At 43.6% G+C, this 17,547-nt stretch carries 13 protein-coding genes; 2 read left to right on the forward strand and 11 right to left on the reverse strand.

Annotated features, from left to right (window positions below; translation table 11 throughout):
- The coding region (locus QUB16_RS22665; protein WP_445251151.1) for a hypothetical protein at positions 1–1,876 on the reverse strand (1,876 nt) is incomplete at its 3' end.
- 555 nt (positions 1,877–2,431) lie between these two features.
- Here QUB16_RS22665 and QUB16_RS22670 point away from each other — a divergent pair.
- Positions 2,432–2,572: a SufE family protein gene (locus tag QUB16_RS22670; RefSeq protein ID WP_333319595.1), complete on the forward strand. Its 141-nt coding sequence runs from the start codon at positions 2,432–2,434 to the stop codon at positions 2,570–2,572.
- Between the two features lie 108 nt (positions 2,573–2,680).
- Here the strand turns inward: QUB16_RS22670 and QUB16_RS22675 are convergent, their stop codons facing one another.
- The 3 genes from QUB16_RS22675 to QUB16_RS22685 form a co-directional block, all read right to left on the reverse strand.
- On the reverse strand, positions 2,681–4,144 hold the full coding sequence (locus tag QUB16_RS22675; protein ID WP_333319597.1) for an MFS transporter: 1,464 nt from the start codon (positions 4,142–4,144) through the stop codon (positions 2,681–2,683).
- Positions 4,145–4,351: 207 nt separating this feature from the next.
- The gene (locus tag QUB16_RS22680) at positions 4,352–5,500 is read right to left on the reverse strand and encodes a homocitrate synthase/isopropylmalate synthase family protein (protein ID WP_333319599.1); all 1,149 of its coding nucleotides are present in this window, start codon (positions 5,498–5,500) and stop codon (positions 4,352–4,354) included.
- A gap of 178 nt (positions 5,501–5,678) precedes the next feature.
- Complete coding sequence (locus QUB16_RS22685) at positions 5,679–6,173, reverse strand: thioesterase family protein (protein WP_333319601.1); 495 nt, start codon at positions 6,171–6,173, stop codon at positions 5,679–5,681.
- Between the two features lie 144 nt (positions 6,174–6,317).
- On the opposite strand from QUB16_RS22685, the gene QUB16_RS22690 reads away from it, so the two are divergent.
- Positions 6,318–7,169, forward strand: a complete 852-nt coding sequence (locus QUB16_RS22690; protein ID WP_333319603.1) for a universal stress protein — start codon at positions 6,318–6,320, stop codon at positions 7,167–7,169.
- 121 nt (positions 7,170–7,290) lie between these two features.
- Here QUB16_RS22690 and psbM read toward each other — a convergent pair whose 3' ends face one another.
- The 7 genes from psbM to QUB16_RS22725 all read right to left on the reverse strand — a co-directional run bounded on the left by psbM (position 7,291) and on the right by QUB16_RS22725 (position 17,546).
- Entirely contained in the window at positions 7,291–7,404 is a 114-nt protein-coding gene (psbM, locus tag QUB16_RS22695; RefSeq protein ID WP_015177760.1) for a photosystem II reaction center protein PsbM, read from the reverse strand.
- Between the two features lie 296 nt (positions 7,405–7,700).
- Positions 7,701–7,997, reverse strand: a complete 297-nt coding sequence (locus QUB16_RS22700) for a 2Fe-2S iron-sulfur cluster-binding protein (protein ID WP_333155992.1) — start codon at positions 7,995–7,997, stop codon at positions 7,701–7,703.
- A gap of 147 nt (positions 7,998–8,144) precedes the next feature.
- Positions 8,145–9,992: a TolC family protein gene (locus QUB16_RS22705; protein ID WP_333319605.1), complete on the reverse strand. Its 1,848-nt coding sequence runs from the start codon at positions 9,990–9,992 to the stop codon at positions 8,145–8,147.
- A 142-nt stretch (positions 9,993–10,134) separates the two neighbouring features.
- Positions 10,135–11,520: a TIGR03279 family radical SAM protein gene (locus QUB16_RS22710; RefSeq protein ID WP_333319607.1), complete on the reverse strand. Its 1,386-nt coding sequence runs from the start codon at positions 11,518–11,520 to the stop codon at positions 10,135–10,137.
- Positions 11,521–11,593: 73 nt separating this feature from the next.
- Entirely contained in the window at positions 11,594–12,361 is a 768-nt protein-coding gene (locus tag QUB16_RS22715; RefSeq protein ID WP_333319609.1) for a methyltransferase domain-containing protein, read from the reverse strand.
- 218 nt (positions 12,362–12,579) lie between these two features.
- On the reverse strand, positions 12,580–15,138 hold the full coding sequence (locus tag QUB16_RS22720) for a sigma 54-interacting transcriptional regulator (protein ID WP_333319611.1): 2,559 nt from the start codon (positions 15,136–15,138) through the stop codon (positions 12,580–12,582).
- An 89-nt stretch (positions 15,139–15,227) separates the two neighbouring features.
- A complete protein-coding gene (locus tag QUB16_RS22725) occupies positions 15,228–17,546 on the reverse strand; it encodes a hypothetical protein (RefSeq protein ID WP_333319613.1) in 2,319 nt (772 codons plus the stop codon).
- Position 17,547 lies beyond the last annotated feature (1 nt).

The following is a 17,547-nucleotide window of genomic DNA, read 5'->3' on the forward strand; positions in this document are numbered from 1 at the left end:
CGGATACTTGAGATTGAAGTTGAGTTTGATTCTGGTGGGCTGTCTCGGCTTGACTTTGAATTTCCGAGAGTTGAGAAGTTAGCTGAGATTCCAATTCAGAGCGACTTTGACGCACATCTCCTAACTGATGTTCTAACTCGGATACTTGAGATTGAAGTTGAGTTTGATTCTGGTGGGCTGTCTCGGCTTGACTTTGAATTTCCGAGAGTTGAGAATAAAGTTGCGATCGTTCGGTGTTAGCTGTTTCTAGCTCAACTTCTAATTCAGAGCGAGTTTGACGCAGGCTATTTAGCTGATTTTCTAAGTCCGATACTTGAGATAGAAGTTGAGTTTGATTCTGATTAGCCGTCTCGATTTGACTTTGGGATTCCGAGATTTTAAAAGTGAGCTGAGATTCCAATTCAGAGCGACTTTGACGCACACTCTCTAACTGTTGCTCTAACTCGGATATTTGAGATTGAAGTTGATTTTGATTCTGGTTGGCTGTCTCGGTTTGACTTTGCAATTCGGAGATTTGAGAAGTGAGTTTAGATTCCAATTCAGAGCGATTTTGACGCACAGTTTCTAACTGGTGTTCTAACTCCGAAATTTGAGATTGAAGTTGAGTTTGATTCTGGTGGGCTGTCTCGGCTTGACTTTGAATTTCCGAGAGTTGAGAATAAAGTTGCGATCGTTCTGTGTTAGCAGTTTCTAGCTCAACTTCTAATTCAGAGCGAGTTTGACGCACACTTTCTAACTGGTGTTCTAACTCCGAGATTTGAGATTGAAGTTGAGTTGGGATCTGATTTGCTGTCTCGATTTGACTTTGCAATTGGGACAGTTGAGAATAAAGATGCGATCGTTCTGTGTTAGCAGTTTCTAATTCAGCTTGCAGTTCTGATAACTGAGACTGGAGTTGCGAGCTATCTCCTTCCTTGCGATGTATCTGAGACTCCAATTCTGACAACTCAGACAGCAGCCTTTCTCGCTCTACAACAACCATTTCGGATTGAAGTTGTACTTCATGAAGTTGAAAGTTTAACTGCATTTTCTCCAGATTAGCTGCTTCTAACTGTCTTTGCAGTTCTAATAATTCAAAGGGAGGTTGCTTTGCTTGTTGGCGAGCGGTTTGCAATTGAGAGTTGAGTATTTCACGTTCTTGCTCTGCACTCTCCAATTGAGCTTGTATATCTGACAATTCCGAAGTAAATTGCGATCGCTCTGCTTCGACTAATTGCAGTTGAGCTTGCAAACCCGACAGTTGAGACTGAAGTTGCTGCCGCTCTTCAATGGAGCGATCGAACTTTATTTGAATTTCCGACAACTGGTACTGTACCTGCAATCTGCTTTGAGTAGCCGTTTCCAACTGACTCTCAAATTCCGACAGCAAAGCGTGAAATTGAGAACGTTCTGCATCAACCGCCTCTAACTGTGCTTGCATTTCGAGCAATTGAGCGTTAAGCTGCGATCGCTCCTGATCCGCAACTTCTAACTGATATTTAAGTTCGGCCACTTCTCCTAACTGCGACTCAGCTTGTTGAGCATTTTCTAGCTGAAACTGCAAATCAGCAATCAGAGAATCAATCTGCGATCGATCCTGGGCAATTCCTGCCAAAAATGCTTCCATTTCCGACACTTGATTTTTTAACAAGTCTTGCTCGCCCGTCACAGTTGCCAACCGACTTTGCAACTGAGATAATTCAGAATTTAGCTGATTTTCATTCTGCACCTTTTGCCGCAATTCCGAAGTTCTGGCATCCAACTGACCAGCCAAATTCGATATAGCCTCCTGCGAACCCTGCATCCGCACCAAATTGCGTGAATTTCGCTTATTCAAAATTAGCCAGCAGACTAATGCCCCGCCTCCAAATCCTATTAATAAAAGTAATGCTTGCATTTGTTTTATCTAATTAATATCAATTGAGCTATTTTGAGGCAGACCCAAAAATGGACATCTACCAATCGCTATCTTATATCGTTTCCGGTTGCATCGGAATAATAAAATCGAGTCAACAGTTAACACTCAACCATTCAGTTTTACGACTGCGAGTCAACTGTCAACTGTCAACTGTTAACTGTCAACTGTCATGAGGAGTGCAACCGGAATTGATCTTACTCAAAACTATCACAACTTGCCAGCCTGTGTTCACTTGGATCGAGAATTTATATTTCTTTACAAATCCCTTTTGGTTACAGGTAAGGTGCAGCGCACCCTGCAAGTCCGATTAATGAAGCAAATCCACAATATGAGGAATAATTTCGATATGCTGAGTCAACAGTTTATATTACTGCAAATTTGGCAGACGGAAAAGTTTTGTCTCAAGGCAATTCAGCCGCTCAGTTAGTCAAAGGATTAAGCTGTCACGCATTTAAATTGCATATTCAGGGCGGGCTCTTAGGCCCAACCCCTACTCCCCACAAGAATTAGATTGTTTTTTGACATTCTATTTAAATGCACAACAGCTTAGTTGGCTTCCTGGTGGAAGGTTGGAGCGGATTAACGCCTGCTGAAATTGCCACCATTACCCCCGATTTTATTCAAGACACGGGATTGAATATGAGTTTGAGACCTGCCCGCGCTAAGGGATTTTAGAAGAGTTTTCAAATGATGAAAAAACAAGCGCTAGAATCCCAGGTAAGTGAGCAATAAGAACTGAATTAAGCATGAAAAATCCTCAGTAAAATCAACAGCCAATGATTTTTATAGAAGAGCAGCTTTTTTATTTTCTCTCACCCAAAACAAAGTTGCAAACATTGTCGAAACCATTAATAAAACCCCAAGCACCAAAAAAGTAGTATGTGTAGCAAAAAGTAATGCTTGTACAGGCGCATTGCTAATATCCATATTCGGTGCAAAATTAGCGCTAAAACTTGTTGTAAAGAAGAACAAAGCACCTACTATTGGTACTCCCAGCATCTGCCCTAATATCCGCGAAAATGACAACAATCCCGAAGCAATACCTAATCGCTCTTTTGGTGCGGCTCCCATAATAGAGCTATTGTTAGGAGAGTTGAACATCGCCACTCCTACCCCATAGGGAATAATTCCCCAAATATACTTGATGACTGTTAATTCAGTATCAAATCGGCTGATTAAAAAACATCCAATTGCCATAAATACTAGACCCATCAAAGTAATTACCTGCGTGCCAAAACGGTCGGAAAGAATACCCGCAATAGGCGCAGTCGTCACAATCAGAACTGACGGTACTACCATTAAAAAACCAGATTTTTGAGTTGAATAGTGTTCAAGGAAGGTGAAGAAAAAAGGAAGGATGAAGATGACACCGGCGATCGCGAAGTTTGCAATAAAACGTAGCGTTAAGCCCAGGCTAAACTCTACGGATCGAAATATTTTAAAGTCGATCATTGGTGCTGCTATTCGGGATTCAAACCATAAAAAGCTAATCAAGCTGACGAGAGAAAAACCCAGCAGATTTATGGCAATATAAGAATTACCCTTCTGTAATAGGGTAATGCCAAGAATAAAAGAAGTTAAGACTACGGTCAATATCAGCGTACCGATGATATCAAAGTTTTCTGGGTTTCCACTAATCGCAGAATTAGGTACAAAACAAGCCACAATCAAAATGGCAACAATCCCAATCGGAACATTCACCCAGAAAATTAAAGGCCAGCCTCCCACACTCATCAGCAGTCCTCCTACCATAGGCCCCAAGGTAATCCCCATTCCGTAAATTCCCGCTCTAATACCTAGTCCCAGTCCCCGCTCTGCCGCTGGAAATGCCTCCACAATCATCGCAGTTCCCAAGCCTGATAAAAACGCAGCACCTACTCCTTGCAATCCTCGAAATGCTATTAAAAACCCGACATTTGGCGCCATTCCACACAATAGTGAACTGATCGTAAAGATTGTTAAGCCAATAATGTACAATCGCTTCTTGTTCCAGATATCACCTAATTTTGATACCAATATTACAAATATGGCGATGGCCAGCAAGTAACTTAAAACTATCCATTGACTCGTGGCAAAACTGGTATGGAGAGATTCAACCATAACTGGCAAAGCCAAGTTAACTATATACACATCCAAAGCAAAAATGAATACACCAATACCAATACCAACTGTAGTCCACCATTTTTCAGATGATTTATTCTCTTCTTGCCTTAATTCGTTAGAGTTTTCTGCTGGGGTTATTGACATTATTACTATCTAGGGAGAGGTGGGTAAGCTGTGTTGCATCTATATTGCCTATGGTATTAGAGAGGGAGAGGGTCCGATGGGGAGCGGGGGAGAGGATTTGAGGATTTTTGATCGGGACTCGAAATATACAATTTAAATGCACAACAGCTTATTATTCTTAAATAATCCAAACTATAGCATTTTCTACTGGGTAGGTGCTACTGGAAATTAGCAATTATCAATAATTTCTATAAAGTCTTTATCGATATCGATTGGGGTTCCTCTTTTAGCAATTTCTTTAACTTTTTTAAGAATCTTAGCTACTAAATGTTTGTTTTCAGCTAGTTCCTCTCTGCCAATCTGCTTTAGAGCTAATTCTACAGCAGTCAATCCCGATTGCATCCCTAATGCAATACTACTTTTAATTCCCAAAGTTTCTGGACTTAAACTTTGATATAGGCGATCATCTTTGGCCATTGCCGTAACGTGAACACCTGCATAATGGGTAAAAGCATTTTTCCCCACGGCCGGGTGATGAGGAGAAATAGGTACATGAGAATACTCGCTTACCAAATTATACAAATCTTTCAAATATCCGAGTTTCCAAAAGTTTTTCTCCTCAATAATGTCGGATAAATTTATTAGTAACTCGGCCAAATCCACTATACCAGCTCTTTCCCCTAGTCCCATCACGCTGACATCAATAATATCTGTTCCAGCTCTGTAGGCATCCAAGGCATTTGCTAGAGCTAAACCTCGGTCGTTGTGGCAATGAACTTCTATTTGTGGATATAATTCTCGTTTGGCTAGTTCCTCCTTCAGGATTTTGACAAAATAATAAATACTACGTTTTTGTTGAAATGGGGTTGTATATCCAGTGGTATCAGCTATGCTGATTATATTAGCTCCAGCCTGCACTGCTGCACTAGCCGCCTCAATCACATTTTTCAGAGGAGAGCGAACTGTATCTTCCGGCGTATAGCGAATCAATAAACTATCATTCTGCTCTCTAGCATAAGTTATTACTTCCACAATTTTATCTATGGCTGCCTCTAAACAGATATTATAGTCGCATTGCAATCGTTGAGAGGATACACTAAAAAACACGCCTAAAAAGCTGACATTACAATCCAGGGCTTTTTTAACATCCTCTATTCGGCAGAGCGAATGAGCGCCTATTTTTGCTTTTAGTCCAGCATTGGCAATGCGGGTAACGGCTAAAGCAATTTCGCTATCTACAGCAGGATTGCCAGCTTCAATAATATCAACTCCTATGTGGTCTAAAAACTCCGCAATTTTTAACTTTGTTTCAGGTGCGAAATAAACTCCAGGGGTTTGTTCTCCCTCTCTCAAGGTAGAATCAAGAATTTTAATCATAATCTACGATCAATTTACCTACTAACACAATCTTGAAAAAGGGGCTGGCATCGGCGATGGCACAATACCTTATAGAAACTTGAGCCATGACCCCCAATAGATATCTCCAAAAAATACAGTCAAAGGCCACCAGGATGCCTGCTCCACAAAAGTTATTGGGGAGATCTAATAGATAAGTCTAAGGGTAGATCGCCAACTTTGCCAAAGCTGCCTGCACTGTTGGGGGTAATTGACGCATAATCTTACCTTTGTCCCGATCGACACCAACCAAAGTTACCTGTGCTGTCACATATAACTCCTGAGTATCAGCCGATCGAATTTCGTAATCCCAAAGCAGCCGCACACCCTCGGTAGCAGCCATCCGCGTTCTGACTGCCACAGATTGACCCATTTGTACAGCCCGGTGGTAGCGCAGCGAAAGTTCCACCACGGGCAATTCCAAACCCTGCGCCACCCAGTCTGCATACTCGATGCCAAGAGATCGCAAACTTTCCACCCTAGCTTCCTCCATCCAAGCCAGATAAGTCCCGTGCCAAACCACACCGCTGTAGTCAGTATGGTGAGGGTACACTCGCACCAAATATTCAAACCAGCCTTCAGAGTCTATCCCGCGCCGATTTTGAATAGCACCAGCCGGTGCGAGTTCTGGTTGAGTTCGATCGTTCTCTAACACTTTACAAATCGTTCCAAAACGCTACATTTCTACAAATCATAAGACAAACTTCAGGCTTATGCTTGACAGTAAGCAACTAGAGTACCAACGCCCTAGTTTAACGTCGCACAAGAAAACTCAACTGTTTTTACCGCCAAAAAAACCATGATAGAAAAAATTTTAGTAGCCGTCGCCGGTCGCGGCTTGTGCGAAGAGATGTTTAATATGTTGATGGACATCCCTTCCTTGCAACAAACCTCTGTCACCGTCTTGCACGTCGTGCCGCCCCAGGTAACCTCCGAGGGCATGGCCGAGAAGTTGGAAGAAGGAGGCAAGATTTTAGCACAAGCAGTCCAGTCTTTGAAAATAGATCCCAGCAAAGTCAACCCCCGGCTCAAACAGGGAGACCCGAAAACCACCGTTTGCCAAGTCGCAGAAGAAGAACAATCCGACTTAGTAATTATGGGTTCGCGGGGACTCGGACGGCTGCAATCGATTTTGGAAAACTCAGTCAGCCAGTACGTTTTCCAGCTAACATCCCGACCGATGCTGTTAGTAAAAGACGACATCTACGTCAAAAAAATCAAGCGCGTCATGGTGGCCGTAGACAAATCAGAAGCTGCCAAACAGTCATTACAGCTTGCGCTATCTTTGGTCAAAGAAGTCAGTGGCCCAGAGATAATTTTAGTACACGTCACCAAAGATTTGACGGGAAAATCCAGCACAGATTTAACAGCAAGTGCTGAAAAAGACGCTGTATTGGCCCCAGCAGTAGCACTAACCAAACAAATGGGAGTTAGCTACCGCTGCGTGAGTGCTACAGGCAAGCCAGGGGAAGAAATTTGTCGGATTGCAGACGAGTTGAATGCCGACTTGTTGGTAATCGGTTCCCCGGATCGGCGACCCAATGTTGCCAAAAACTTTGTGGATATCGATCGACTCCTGGGAAATTCCCTATCAGACTACGTGCGAGTTTATGCCAACTGTCCCGTCTTGCTAGCCCGCACAGTCGGCTAGAGTGTCAACGTTAAGAGTTAGCAGCTAACACTCAACATTTAACAAAAAAAGCGCCTCAGCAAAAAGCTGTTGGCGCTTTTTTTTTGCAAGCAGCAAAGCCAGAGAGAAATAGCAGCAGTTGCTAATCTTTTCTACCTTGACGGCTAGCTGTTTGAATGTACAGAATGATTAGAAAAACACTGGGAACCAATACAAAAAGAATGGTTGCCACAAACCCTAAATCGTTAACTTCCATGAAGACGCTCGCCTCTATCGGAAAATAGAAAAACACACACAACTAGGATATCACTCAAAGGCAAAAGGCAAACTCGAAGACAGAAGAAGAGCTGACGGATAAGCGTCGAAACCCGCTTTCTGCCTGAATGCCTCGTTGCCCAATCTCTTATTTTTCCTAGAAACCAACTTTCTTTTCCTAGGCGAGCAAAAGGCGTGATTATACAGTGAAATAGGAAAAAAAAACAAAATTATTGCATTCTGCATTTTTCTTTCCTTCTGCATCTCTAGCATCTCTAGCCTTCTGCCTTCTGAAAGTCACGGTTTAGTCTTCACGCTCACCTGGCCATTGACCATAGCTTGACAAGCCAACCGATAGTTTTCGGGCTTTTTCTTGAGCTTGCGGTTCTCAAAGTCAGTGCGGGGCGACAGATTTTCACTGCCCTCGACAATTTCTACAATGCAGGTGCCGCATTGACCAATGCCCCCGCAATTCATGAGCTTGCCCGAAAAGCTGTACAAATCGATGCGGTTTTCTAGAGCTTTGAGCCTCAAATTGGCCCCGTCTGCGGCGATGACTTCCTGATTTTCCTTCACAAACTTGATATTGGCCATTGCCGATTCCTTAACGCAGTTGACATGGAACTCTATTACAAAATATTAACTAATGTGTCGGACGTTTAATACCCGATGTCTAATTACCTGTGTGATTAAAGGACGCGCGTGCGTAGCTCTCCCGTAGGGAATCGCCCCAACCCAATCTCAAGGAGCATCCGAGAGGTTATTCGTCGGAAGATTGCTCACAGCCCGCTGGAGAGACGAAAGCCCCAGGTTGTAGGTGACAATTGCCGACAATCGGTTTCTCTCAGCCCTAGTCAAATCAGTTTCCGCCTGAATCACATCCGTCTGAGTACCCACACCAGCTTGAAAGCGCAGTCTAGCCAGACGCAGAGCTTCCCTTGACTGCAAAACCCCCGCCTCAGAAGTTTCGATATTCTCAAAACTCGATTCTAAGCCAAAATAAGCTTGTTCCACTTCCCGGCGAACCTGATTGCGGAGTTGGTCGAATCGACTTTCGGCGATCGCAATATCAGCATCCCGCTGTCTCACCCTCGCGTTCGCCGCGCCCCCATCGAAGATACTCCAAGTCAGACTCGCCCGGATCGAATACCCGTCGGCCCACCCACGAGTAGCAAACGGGTTGGGGTCGTCAGGGTCTTGGCCCAGCACGTTGTAACTACCCCCAACACTCAGTTGAGGCAAACGCCCCGCCTGAATCGATCGCCTCTGCTGCTTGCTGATATCCCTCTGCACCAACTGCTGTTCCAACTCGGGGCGATTCTTAAAAGCCTGCACAATACTCTCTTCCAAAGACAGCCTCCAAGAGCCCGCTTGTTCTACCGGATCTGCCGCTGTCAAGTTCGCCGACTGGCTGACATTCAAAATCTCAGCCAGACGCCGCTGGGCAACTCGCTGGTCGCGACGAGCAACTGACAGTTGTTGCACTTCGTTAGCCAAATTTGCCTGAGCCTGCAACACAGCAAACCGGGTTCCCACCCCTGCCCGTTCCAGGGCTTCGGCATCCCGCAAACTTTGCTGGGCATTTCTGACCGAAGCTTGGCGGATGGCAACTTGTCCGTCCGCGTTTTGCAAGTTGTAGTAAGCCTCAGCAGTGTCGAAGCGGAGTTCCTCGGCTTGGCGTTCCACATCCAGTTCCCGAAGGCGCAACTGTTCCTCTGCCGCGCGGATGTTAGCCCGCCGCCTTCCGAACAAATCGATGTCATAGCTCAACTGCAAAGTGCTGTTGAGACTGTTGCTGCCTAAATTTTGGCGGGCTTGCTCGGCGGGCTGCCCGGTTCCGTTAGCCCGAGAGTTGTTGAAGCGCTGCTGAGCCCGGACTCCGAGTTCTCCGCCGGCAGTCACAGACCGGCTCGCGTCCATTTGAAAATTCAGGTCTGGATAAAGAGCAGCTTGCTGTTCGCGCAAAGCGGATCTGCTTTGTTCCACTTGCTGTCCGGCGATTTGCAAAACTTGGCTGTTGCGGCGCGCGAGGTCGATCGCCTGCTGCAAGGTAATTGACTCTGTTTGCTCGATCCTGACATCCTCCGGGTTTGCCGGAAAATTCAGCGGATTCGGGTTGGGTTCCAGGGAAGCCGGAGGCTTGGTGTCTAAAATGCCCCTCGGAGGGAGAGGGGGGAAACTTTCGTTCGGAGTGCCCCGGAGAATTGGTACCGGGGAACTCGGCACAGGAACATTGTTGGGAGGGTTTGGGGAAGGCTGCTGAGTCTGTGTCGGTTCCAACCCTCTTAGAGGCGTTGAACCGGCCTGAGACAGAGTTGATGGGGAAGCCGGAGCAGCCTGTTGAGGCTTTGATGCTTGCTCGGGCCCGGTTGGGGGGTTAAGGGCGATCGACTGTTCGGCGTGTGATGCTGATTCTGCTGCTGTGTTCGAGGTCGATCGAACATTCTGCCCTAATTCGACGAGCTGATTGCTAGGGGCCAAGCTGTCCTGAGACTGAGCCGGAGGCTGTGCTGAAGCACTCTGTGCGGCGTTGCCCAAAGTAATTGCAGCGCCCACTCCGACTCCGATGATTTGACGAAAAACACGCATAATTTTTTAATTACTCTGCAATCCTAAGAGACAATTTTAGAGCAAGATTGAGGTCTCAAGTTTCTAGTCTGTAGCCTGAACTCGACGGTTACAAGTCACAATTACCATACTCATCTTAACTTTTGAATGTTCGATTCAAAATTTAGAATTTAACTTCAGCATTTGCCAGACCGATCGCCGCCGAGATTAGTTCCTCTACTCCGCTCACCGGCAAAATCCGGGTTTTCAGCGAGCTGGCGAGCTGTTCGAGGGTCATGTCGTCGAGAAAACGCGGTTCCCCCTGTTTTAGCATCACCGACGGCAGCAGGATGCCATCTCCCAAGTCTCGCCCCTGCAAAGCTTCGAGCAAATCTTGCCCGGTAAGCAAACCCGTGACAGTGATAGTTTGTCCCCAGTAGCGGCTGCACAGTGCTGCCATGTTGACGGACAAGCCGGGAATTTGGTTTAGTTGTTGTACGATCGGCTCAAAAGCTTTTTCGACAGCATTCCCCACCACCCAAACTAACTTGCGATCGGGCTCGACTTGCATCGGTTGCAGCTTCTCAAAAGCCGTTTCAAACTGCTGGATAAACTGCCTAATCGAACCCACACCATTACCAATTTGCGGATAATCTTCGTAATCAGCAGCCGACGGCAAATCTAAACCAGCTATTAAAAACCACTCGTCAGCCAGCCAAATACAGCGCGATTTTGAATTCTGCTTTTTAGCTTTTGGGCCACCTTTTCCTGTACTTAAAAGCACTTGAATTTTCTGCACTTGCTCGATTACTTCTCGCGCTTTTTGGGCAGTTACTGCGATCAGTTCATCTTCGGCAGGACGAAAGCGAGTTAAACCCACCGGCACTACAGCCACCGATGCTACAGCGGGAATACTTCCAGTATGAAACTTTGCCAAATCTAACAAAGTGCGTTCTAAATGTTCGCCATCATTAATACCAGGACAAACAACTACCTGAGCGTGAATTTGCAAGCGGCGTTCTTGAAACCATTTGATTTGTTCGAGAATCTTCCCAGCGCGGAGATTTTTTAGCAACCGAATTCGCACTTCCGGTTCCGTAGCGTGCACGGAAACATAGAGAGGAGAAAGCCGCATTTGTTCGATTCTGTCCCACTCTTTTTGAGACAAATTTGTGAGAGTGAGATAGCTACCATACAGAAAGCTGAGGCGGTAGTCATCATCTTTGAGATAGAGAGTTTCCCGCTTTCCCGGTGGTTGTTGGTCTATAAAGCAAAAAGGGCAGCGATTGTTGCACTGAATTAGTCCGTCAAAAAGAGCGGTTTCAAATTCCACTCCCAAGTCTTCGTCATAATCTTTTTCTATTTCTAATTTGTGAGTTTTGCCTTTAGTGTCTAATACTTCTAATTCTAGAAATTCATCGGCGCACAGGAATTGATAGTCGATCAAGTCGCGGGGTTTTTGACCGTTGACGGCGACGATTGAGTCTCCGGGTTCAAATCCCATTTCGGCGCAGATGCTGTCGGGGATAACTTTGGTGATTAGGGCGGGCCGGATTGATAAGTCGCTCATGGTTATTAGTTATTTGTTATTTGTTATTTGTTATTAGTGGAACTCTATTACACTTGTTTTTAGTTTATAAAACTTAGGCTATTTTATCGCCAACTATGACAGCGATTGGAACCGCATAATGAATTTCCTCGCCTCGAAAATGCGCGCCAATTCCGAGACTATCAACGCCAATATCCTCTGTAAAAATTTCTCTGATTTTCTGGTCATCGCCGGGGTTGGGAAAAGAAGCAGCTAACTGTTGTTCTAGCCCAAGTTCTACCTTGTAAAAAGCCAATTTAACATTTTGAAGATTGGCATCTGCGACTAATTTTGGAAACTCTTCCAGAGTCAAGGCGCGAGTATGAGAGGGATCGCGCAACTTCTCAATCCGGTCATAAGCATTCACTTTATCCGCTGGCAAAGCAACATCAGCAATGAGGATTCGACCACCTGGACGACATACGCGAACCATCTCTGATAGAACAACATCTGGCTGCAAAAAATGATGGAAAGCGTAACGACTCAGAACAACAGAAAAAGTAGCATCGGGAAATGGTAGTGTTTCAATATCTCCTTGTTGCCAGGATAGATTAATCAAGTTTTTCTGTTGGGCCAGAATCTGGGCTTGTTCGAGCATCGCTGGTGTGATATCAATGCCAGTAACGTGACTGGCAACTTCCGCAAAAGCACAACTAACAATACCTGAACCGCAAGCAACATCTAGAACTGTGTCTTTGTCAGATACACTCGCCATTTCTCTCAGCAGGTACAGAGACTCTTGATTTGTGTGAGCGTACAATTTAGAGAAGGGAATTGCCTGACGAGTGAACTGGTCGATGATGGATTCCTGATGTGCGGTCATAGTTTAGGATGTGGCTAGCGGAGAATGTTTACAGTTTAACTTGTCTAGGCTGAATTGGGCGATCGGGCAATTTGCCCTTTCTTTTCAACTACGACTCATTTCCTCTGGCATCTTTGTAATGGTGTTTTGCTTTACCTGTCAGCAAGAAGCCTGCTCTTAAATTAGTCAGAGCGAGTAAAAAATTAAAACTCAAAGTAATATATCGCGCATACTCACTCTCAGGTTCCTACGATCGCATACCACAAACTCAGCATCAGGCACAAACTCGCTAAATGTTGTGGAATCAAAGATTTAATTGAGCGCTTGGCAATTTGTTGAGTCACAAATATTGTAACTAATAATGATACAATCAAAGTTAAACCTTGCAAGAAACTAATCACCGCTGGATCGGCAATAAAACTCGGTAAATCGTCTCTAATTTGTCCAAAAGTGGCAAAAGTTACGGGAATCACTCGACCGCCTTCCTGCAAACCCAATCGCCAATAGTGAGCCAAACTACCGCCCCAGACTAAGGGTAAATAACCGTAGGCGAGAGAGACAAATGAGAGGGGTTTGTAGGTTGTAAATGGCATGGTTTCTGCTTGTCCCAATCGATAAATTGCCTGCATGATTGCGTAGGCAATTAGGGGAATCATCGGCGGGATAATTAACACTGCGATCGACAGTCCTAAATGAGGTAAAAATTGCTCTAAATTGATGCCCAGCCCTAATAAATCATTTATCTCCGGCAAGCGATGCAGATAAATACCGCCTAATAATAGAAATAACAGGGCAACTTCATAACTGTGAGGAACGTGGGTAGTCCATAATTCGATGCCGGGAGGGCGCAGATTTAATTCTACCGATCGATGCGGACAAGCTTTCAAGCAAGTCATGCACAACACGCAATCTTTATTATCGGTCAATTGGGCGGGATGGGAATAAATCGGACAGCCATTAGTAGTTAATCCTTCCCCCAAGCCGGGGCCACCTTTGTAACATTGGTAGGTGCTGCATTCCGCCCCGCAGGTTCCTTGTTGGGCGCGAAGTTCGATTATTGAGAGTTTAGCAAATAATCCATTCATTCCCCCAATCGGGCATAAATAACGACACCAAAATCGCCTCTCGAAGATTAGGGAAAAAATTACCGCTCCGGCGGTGATGAGTAACAACAAACAACTGGATAAATAGGCGGTATTTTCTAAATTCCACAACTCTTCCCACAGAAATATCAGAGTAAATAGTCCAAAGAGAAGCCAGCCACCCCATTTTTCGGCTTGTTGGCGTGGCCATTTATTGAGAGTTCGAGGGAAAATTTTAAGCGATAGTTTTTGGACGATTTCCCCATAAATCATAAAAGGGCAAAAAGCACACCACAATCGCCCGATGATGGGGAATAATAATAAAATTAACGGCCACCACCACGCCCAAAAGATATTTAGGGCAAAATTATGTTGTCGATCTTGGGGAGCAACAAACAGGATAATTACTACCAATGCAAACACCCAGGTGGTAAACCAATAATTCACGCGATCGGGATACCAATCGCTCCGTAAAAATTGCCGAAATTTTGGATAAATATTTAATAAATTCAGCCGAAACTTTTGTTTCTTCGCTGCCTGGGCCCAAAACACTTCTTCCGTTAATACCTGACTCCCCTGTGCTTGAACTAAGGCGCGATCGACCATTCCCTGCAATTCCTGCAAATTACCTGGAAAATCGTAGGCTTGTAAGCGGCGAATTGCTTCCGGTGTAACTTGGGGCTTGACTAATTTCTTTTTGCGGCCAATGATATTGAGATAATAGTTGACTTGTGCCTCTAAATCTGTTTTTCGCACCCGCAAGGATGGGACTTTAATCTTGTGTTGTGTCAGCTTATCTAGCTTGGGCTGCACAATTTCTGAGATTAAAATTATCCGGGCCTTACTAGAACGCGGTGGTCGCGGTATTTGTCCTTCCTTGACAACGGGCGTATAGGTTCCCTCGGTTAATAATTGCTGAATTTGGGGGCATAATTGAGCGGGTAATTCTTGCACGTCATTTAAAATTAACGTCCCTTCTCCCAACCATTCCAACAGCCCCGGTTTGCCGCCCAACCGCCCGAATAATTCCGCTCCATTGCTCTGAAGTAAAGCACTTTTAATCTGAATAATTGGCTCGTTGCGGCGATGGGAACCGAAATGAATTAAAGCAGCTAAATTATCCTTTTCTAAACCAGGTTCGCCAGAGATTAATACCGATCGGCTGTCACTCGATGCCGTGCGAATTTGTTGGCGCAATTTCACTGCATAACGACTATTGCCAATGACTCCCCGTCTCGCCCTAGGTACTAGATAGCGGCGGAGGGCATTTTGACGCTCTCGTTCGTAGGCAATTTCTGCTTCTAGCTGCTCTAATTTCGCCGCCAAACGTTGAGCGTAGGCTTCGGCGATCCGTGGATATCTTTCTAGCAAACCACGCCAGCGATCGGCACTAATTGCCCAAAATTGACACTCTGTCCGAGCAATAATTCGACTATCCGCAGGTTGCGATCGTTGAAGGGCCGATAAATTGACGATCGCCCCCGGCAATAAACTACTCCCCCACATTAATCCCGGTTGTTTGCGGCGGTAGCGATCGGCTTGTCCCCGTTCTAAAATATAGAGATTAGTGACAGGCGTATCTTCAATTACCACTCGAAATCCAGGGGGAAAAGTTGCCATTTCCATTTCACGCGCGATCGCCTGTAAAATCTCGCGGGATAATATGCCTAATTCGGTGCTCGATTCGAGCCAGTTAACTAATGTTTCGGTAGACATCGCTTAGCGTCGGCGAAAGCCGAATCGTGGTGGTTGGTGTAGAATCTATTATATTCAAAAACTCGACAGCCATTCCTCAGCTAGGTTTCTCAATTTTCAACCAATTCTTTTGCTACTTTTTGCAACAAAGATGATTGACTGTTATCGCTAATCTTTAAAACATTTTGAGTGAGCGTACTAAAATGTAAAGCTGTGATGGGATGTTCGATAAGTTCAGATGTTGGAATTGCCTCTTTAGAATATTTACACCCGATCGCATGGTAGACTCTAAACCCTTTTTTTATAACCGAATCTATAGCTTTTCCAGGGGGAACATAATACTGAATGAATGTTTCATTTTGTAAATCCAAACAAATCATATTTTGGATGCTGTTAATGGGTTTAATTTCCCCGTTATAATAGGAAATTAGTGGTAATAATCTACTACTATGTTGGCCTTGATTTTTTCGGTTTATTTCCAGCTTTCCGTTTTCTAAATCTTCAATAACACCATTTCTTCCAATTAAAATTGGTGTATATACATCGCTAGTATAACAACTAATATATAATTGCTCTGTTTCATCTACAAAATATTGTTGATTGTCGAGTAAATTTTCCGAGTTTTTTCTGTTTTTTAAAAAAATAAATCTATTTTTGATCTCCTTCATATCGCGCATTACATTTTTTATGTATATGCAACCGTCTTTATAAAGAAATTCGATCGCAACTGCTTTAGCTTCCTTGTTTCTAGGGCTTCGTACATATATAGTAAAAAATTGTTTCTCAGAAAATGATTGAGGAGTAATGCGAAAGCCAAAATTGGGATTTACAAAACTTTGCTTCATCCAATTCTTAATTCCTAGTTCGAGCCAAACTTTCTGAAATTCCGGTGATATTTTTATCTTGTATTTATCGCAAAAATTATCCCATTCTTTTCTGTCTTCTTGCTGTCTTAGATAACAGGAAATAGCATCATCTACGTCCAATAATTCCCCATCATTAAAATCCTGCGTATCTTGGTTGAGAATATTTATATCGATTTTTTGCTGATAATTGAAAAGGGACAAAGCAGATGTTTTTACATATCCAATGGCCTTAAATTCAGGTATATTTAGACCCTGAATACTGAAAAACTCTCCTGTATCCAAATAGTTGAGTTTTTTCTTTAACTGAGAATAGAAATCAACTTTTGACTTGTTATCTATTTTTGTTGATGGATTCCAGAAACCGTCACCTCTCTGGTAAGCCATTGAACCCGCTTCTTCCTCCAAACGTTTATTAAAAACTAAATAGTTTTTTTCCTTGTCAAGTTCAATAGTTGACCAAGGAACAACTTGAGTAATTTTCCAACAAGGAGCGTCCTCACCCTCAAGTTCTAATCGTTCGTAGTTACTAATGGTTTTTCCAGAATTATAAAAACTGAGTTCGGAAACTCCCTGATGTTTCAGGCAATTTTTCAATAATTGTCGGTCGGATTCAGTTAGATCGATTCCAGTATTGTTAATAATTTCTAATGATTCTATAGATTCTAGAAATTTATCATTAATAAAAGGATTCTTTAAGTAGTGGTCAGCCTGAAAAGGAAGAGGTTCAAATGCGATAGCGCACTCCTTTAAAAAACTCTCAAGTTTAGTCATGAGATTTTGGTAATGATAAAGCTGAGTCTTTTTGAATTTCTCAAAATCTGCGTCATCTTTATCGAATCGCATAAAATCAATCTTATTTTTGCGACGAGCATCGCGATCGCGATCGAAGTAGTAGTTTTTCTCTTCATAAACTAACAACTCTCCCACATCGTCACCATCTACGGTGCTGTACCGATCTTTTGGTAAAAATCGTCGGCTTTTTCTAGATAAGGTTAATGTGAGTACATCGTGTTGATTATATTTGATTAATAAATTCTGTCCCCACACCAACAGAGCATTTTTCGATTCAGTTAGCTCTTTGGAATGGATGAATAGTAGTTCTTCAAAACCATTCATTGTGTCAACAGATAAGTTTTGAGCAAGAATATAAAACTTAAACGCTAAATTTAAAATCCTTTCTCGATTGCTAAGTCGATCGCTAAATAACTGTTTCCATCCAGAATGATTATTATTGGAGGATATAAAGAATACATATTTTTTTCCATCAACATCTGACAGAAAGTATTGAATATCTGAAAAATTCGGCTTTTTTCCATCTACAGAAAGCCGTTCTTGGATCTGTTGTTTGATGAATATATGCCGTTTCTTATAAAAATCAGCCTTGGAATCCTCATCTTCTGTTCCTTGAGCTGCCCCTGAATATTGCAGAGGAAAATGCTCGATCCCCTTGCCCTTTTGAAAAAGGTATTGGAAAAGTTTTTCAGCAACTTTTTCAGGAGTCTCTAATATTTTTAGCTGGTTTGTTCTCGATGGATCTGATAATGCTTTGATTTTATTTTTCATT

Source organism: Microcoleus sp. D3_18a_C4, from assembly GCF_036702415.1.
Taxonomy (GTDB): Bacteria; Cyanobacteriota; Cyanobacteriia; order Cyanobacteriales; family Microcoleaceae; genus Microcoleus.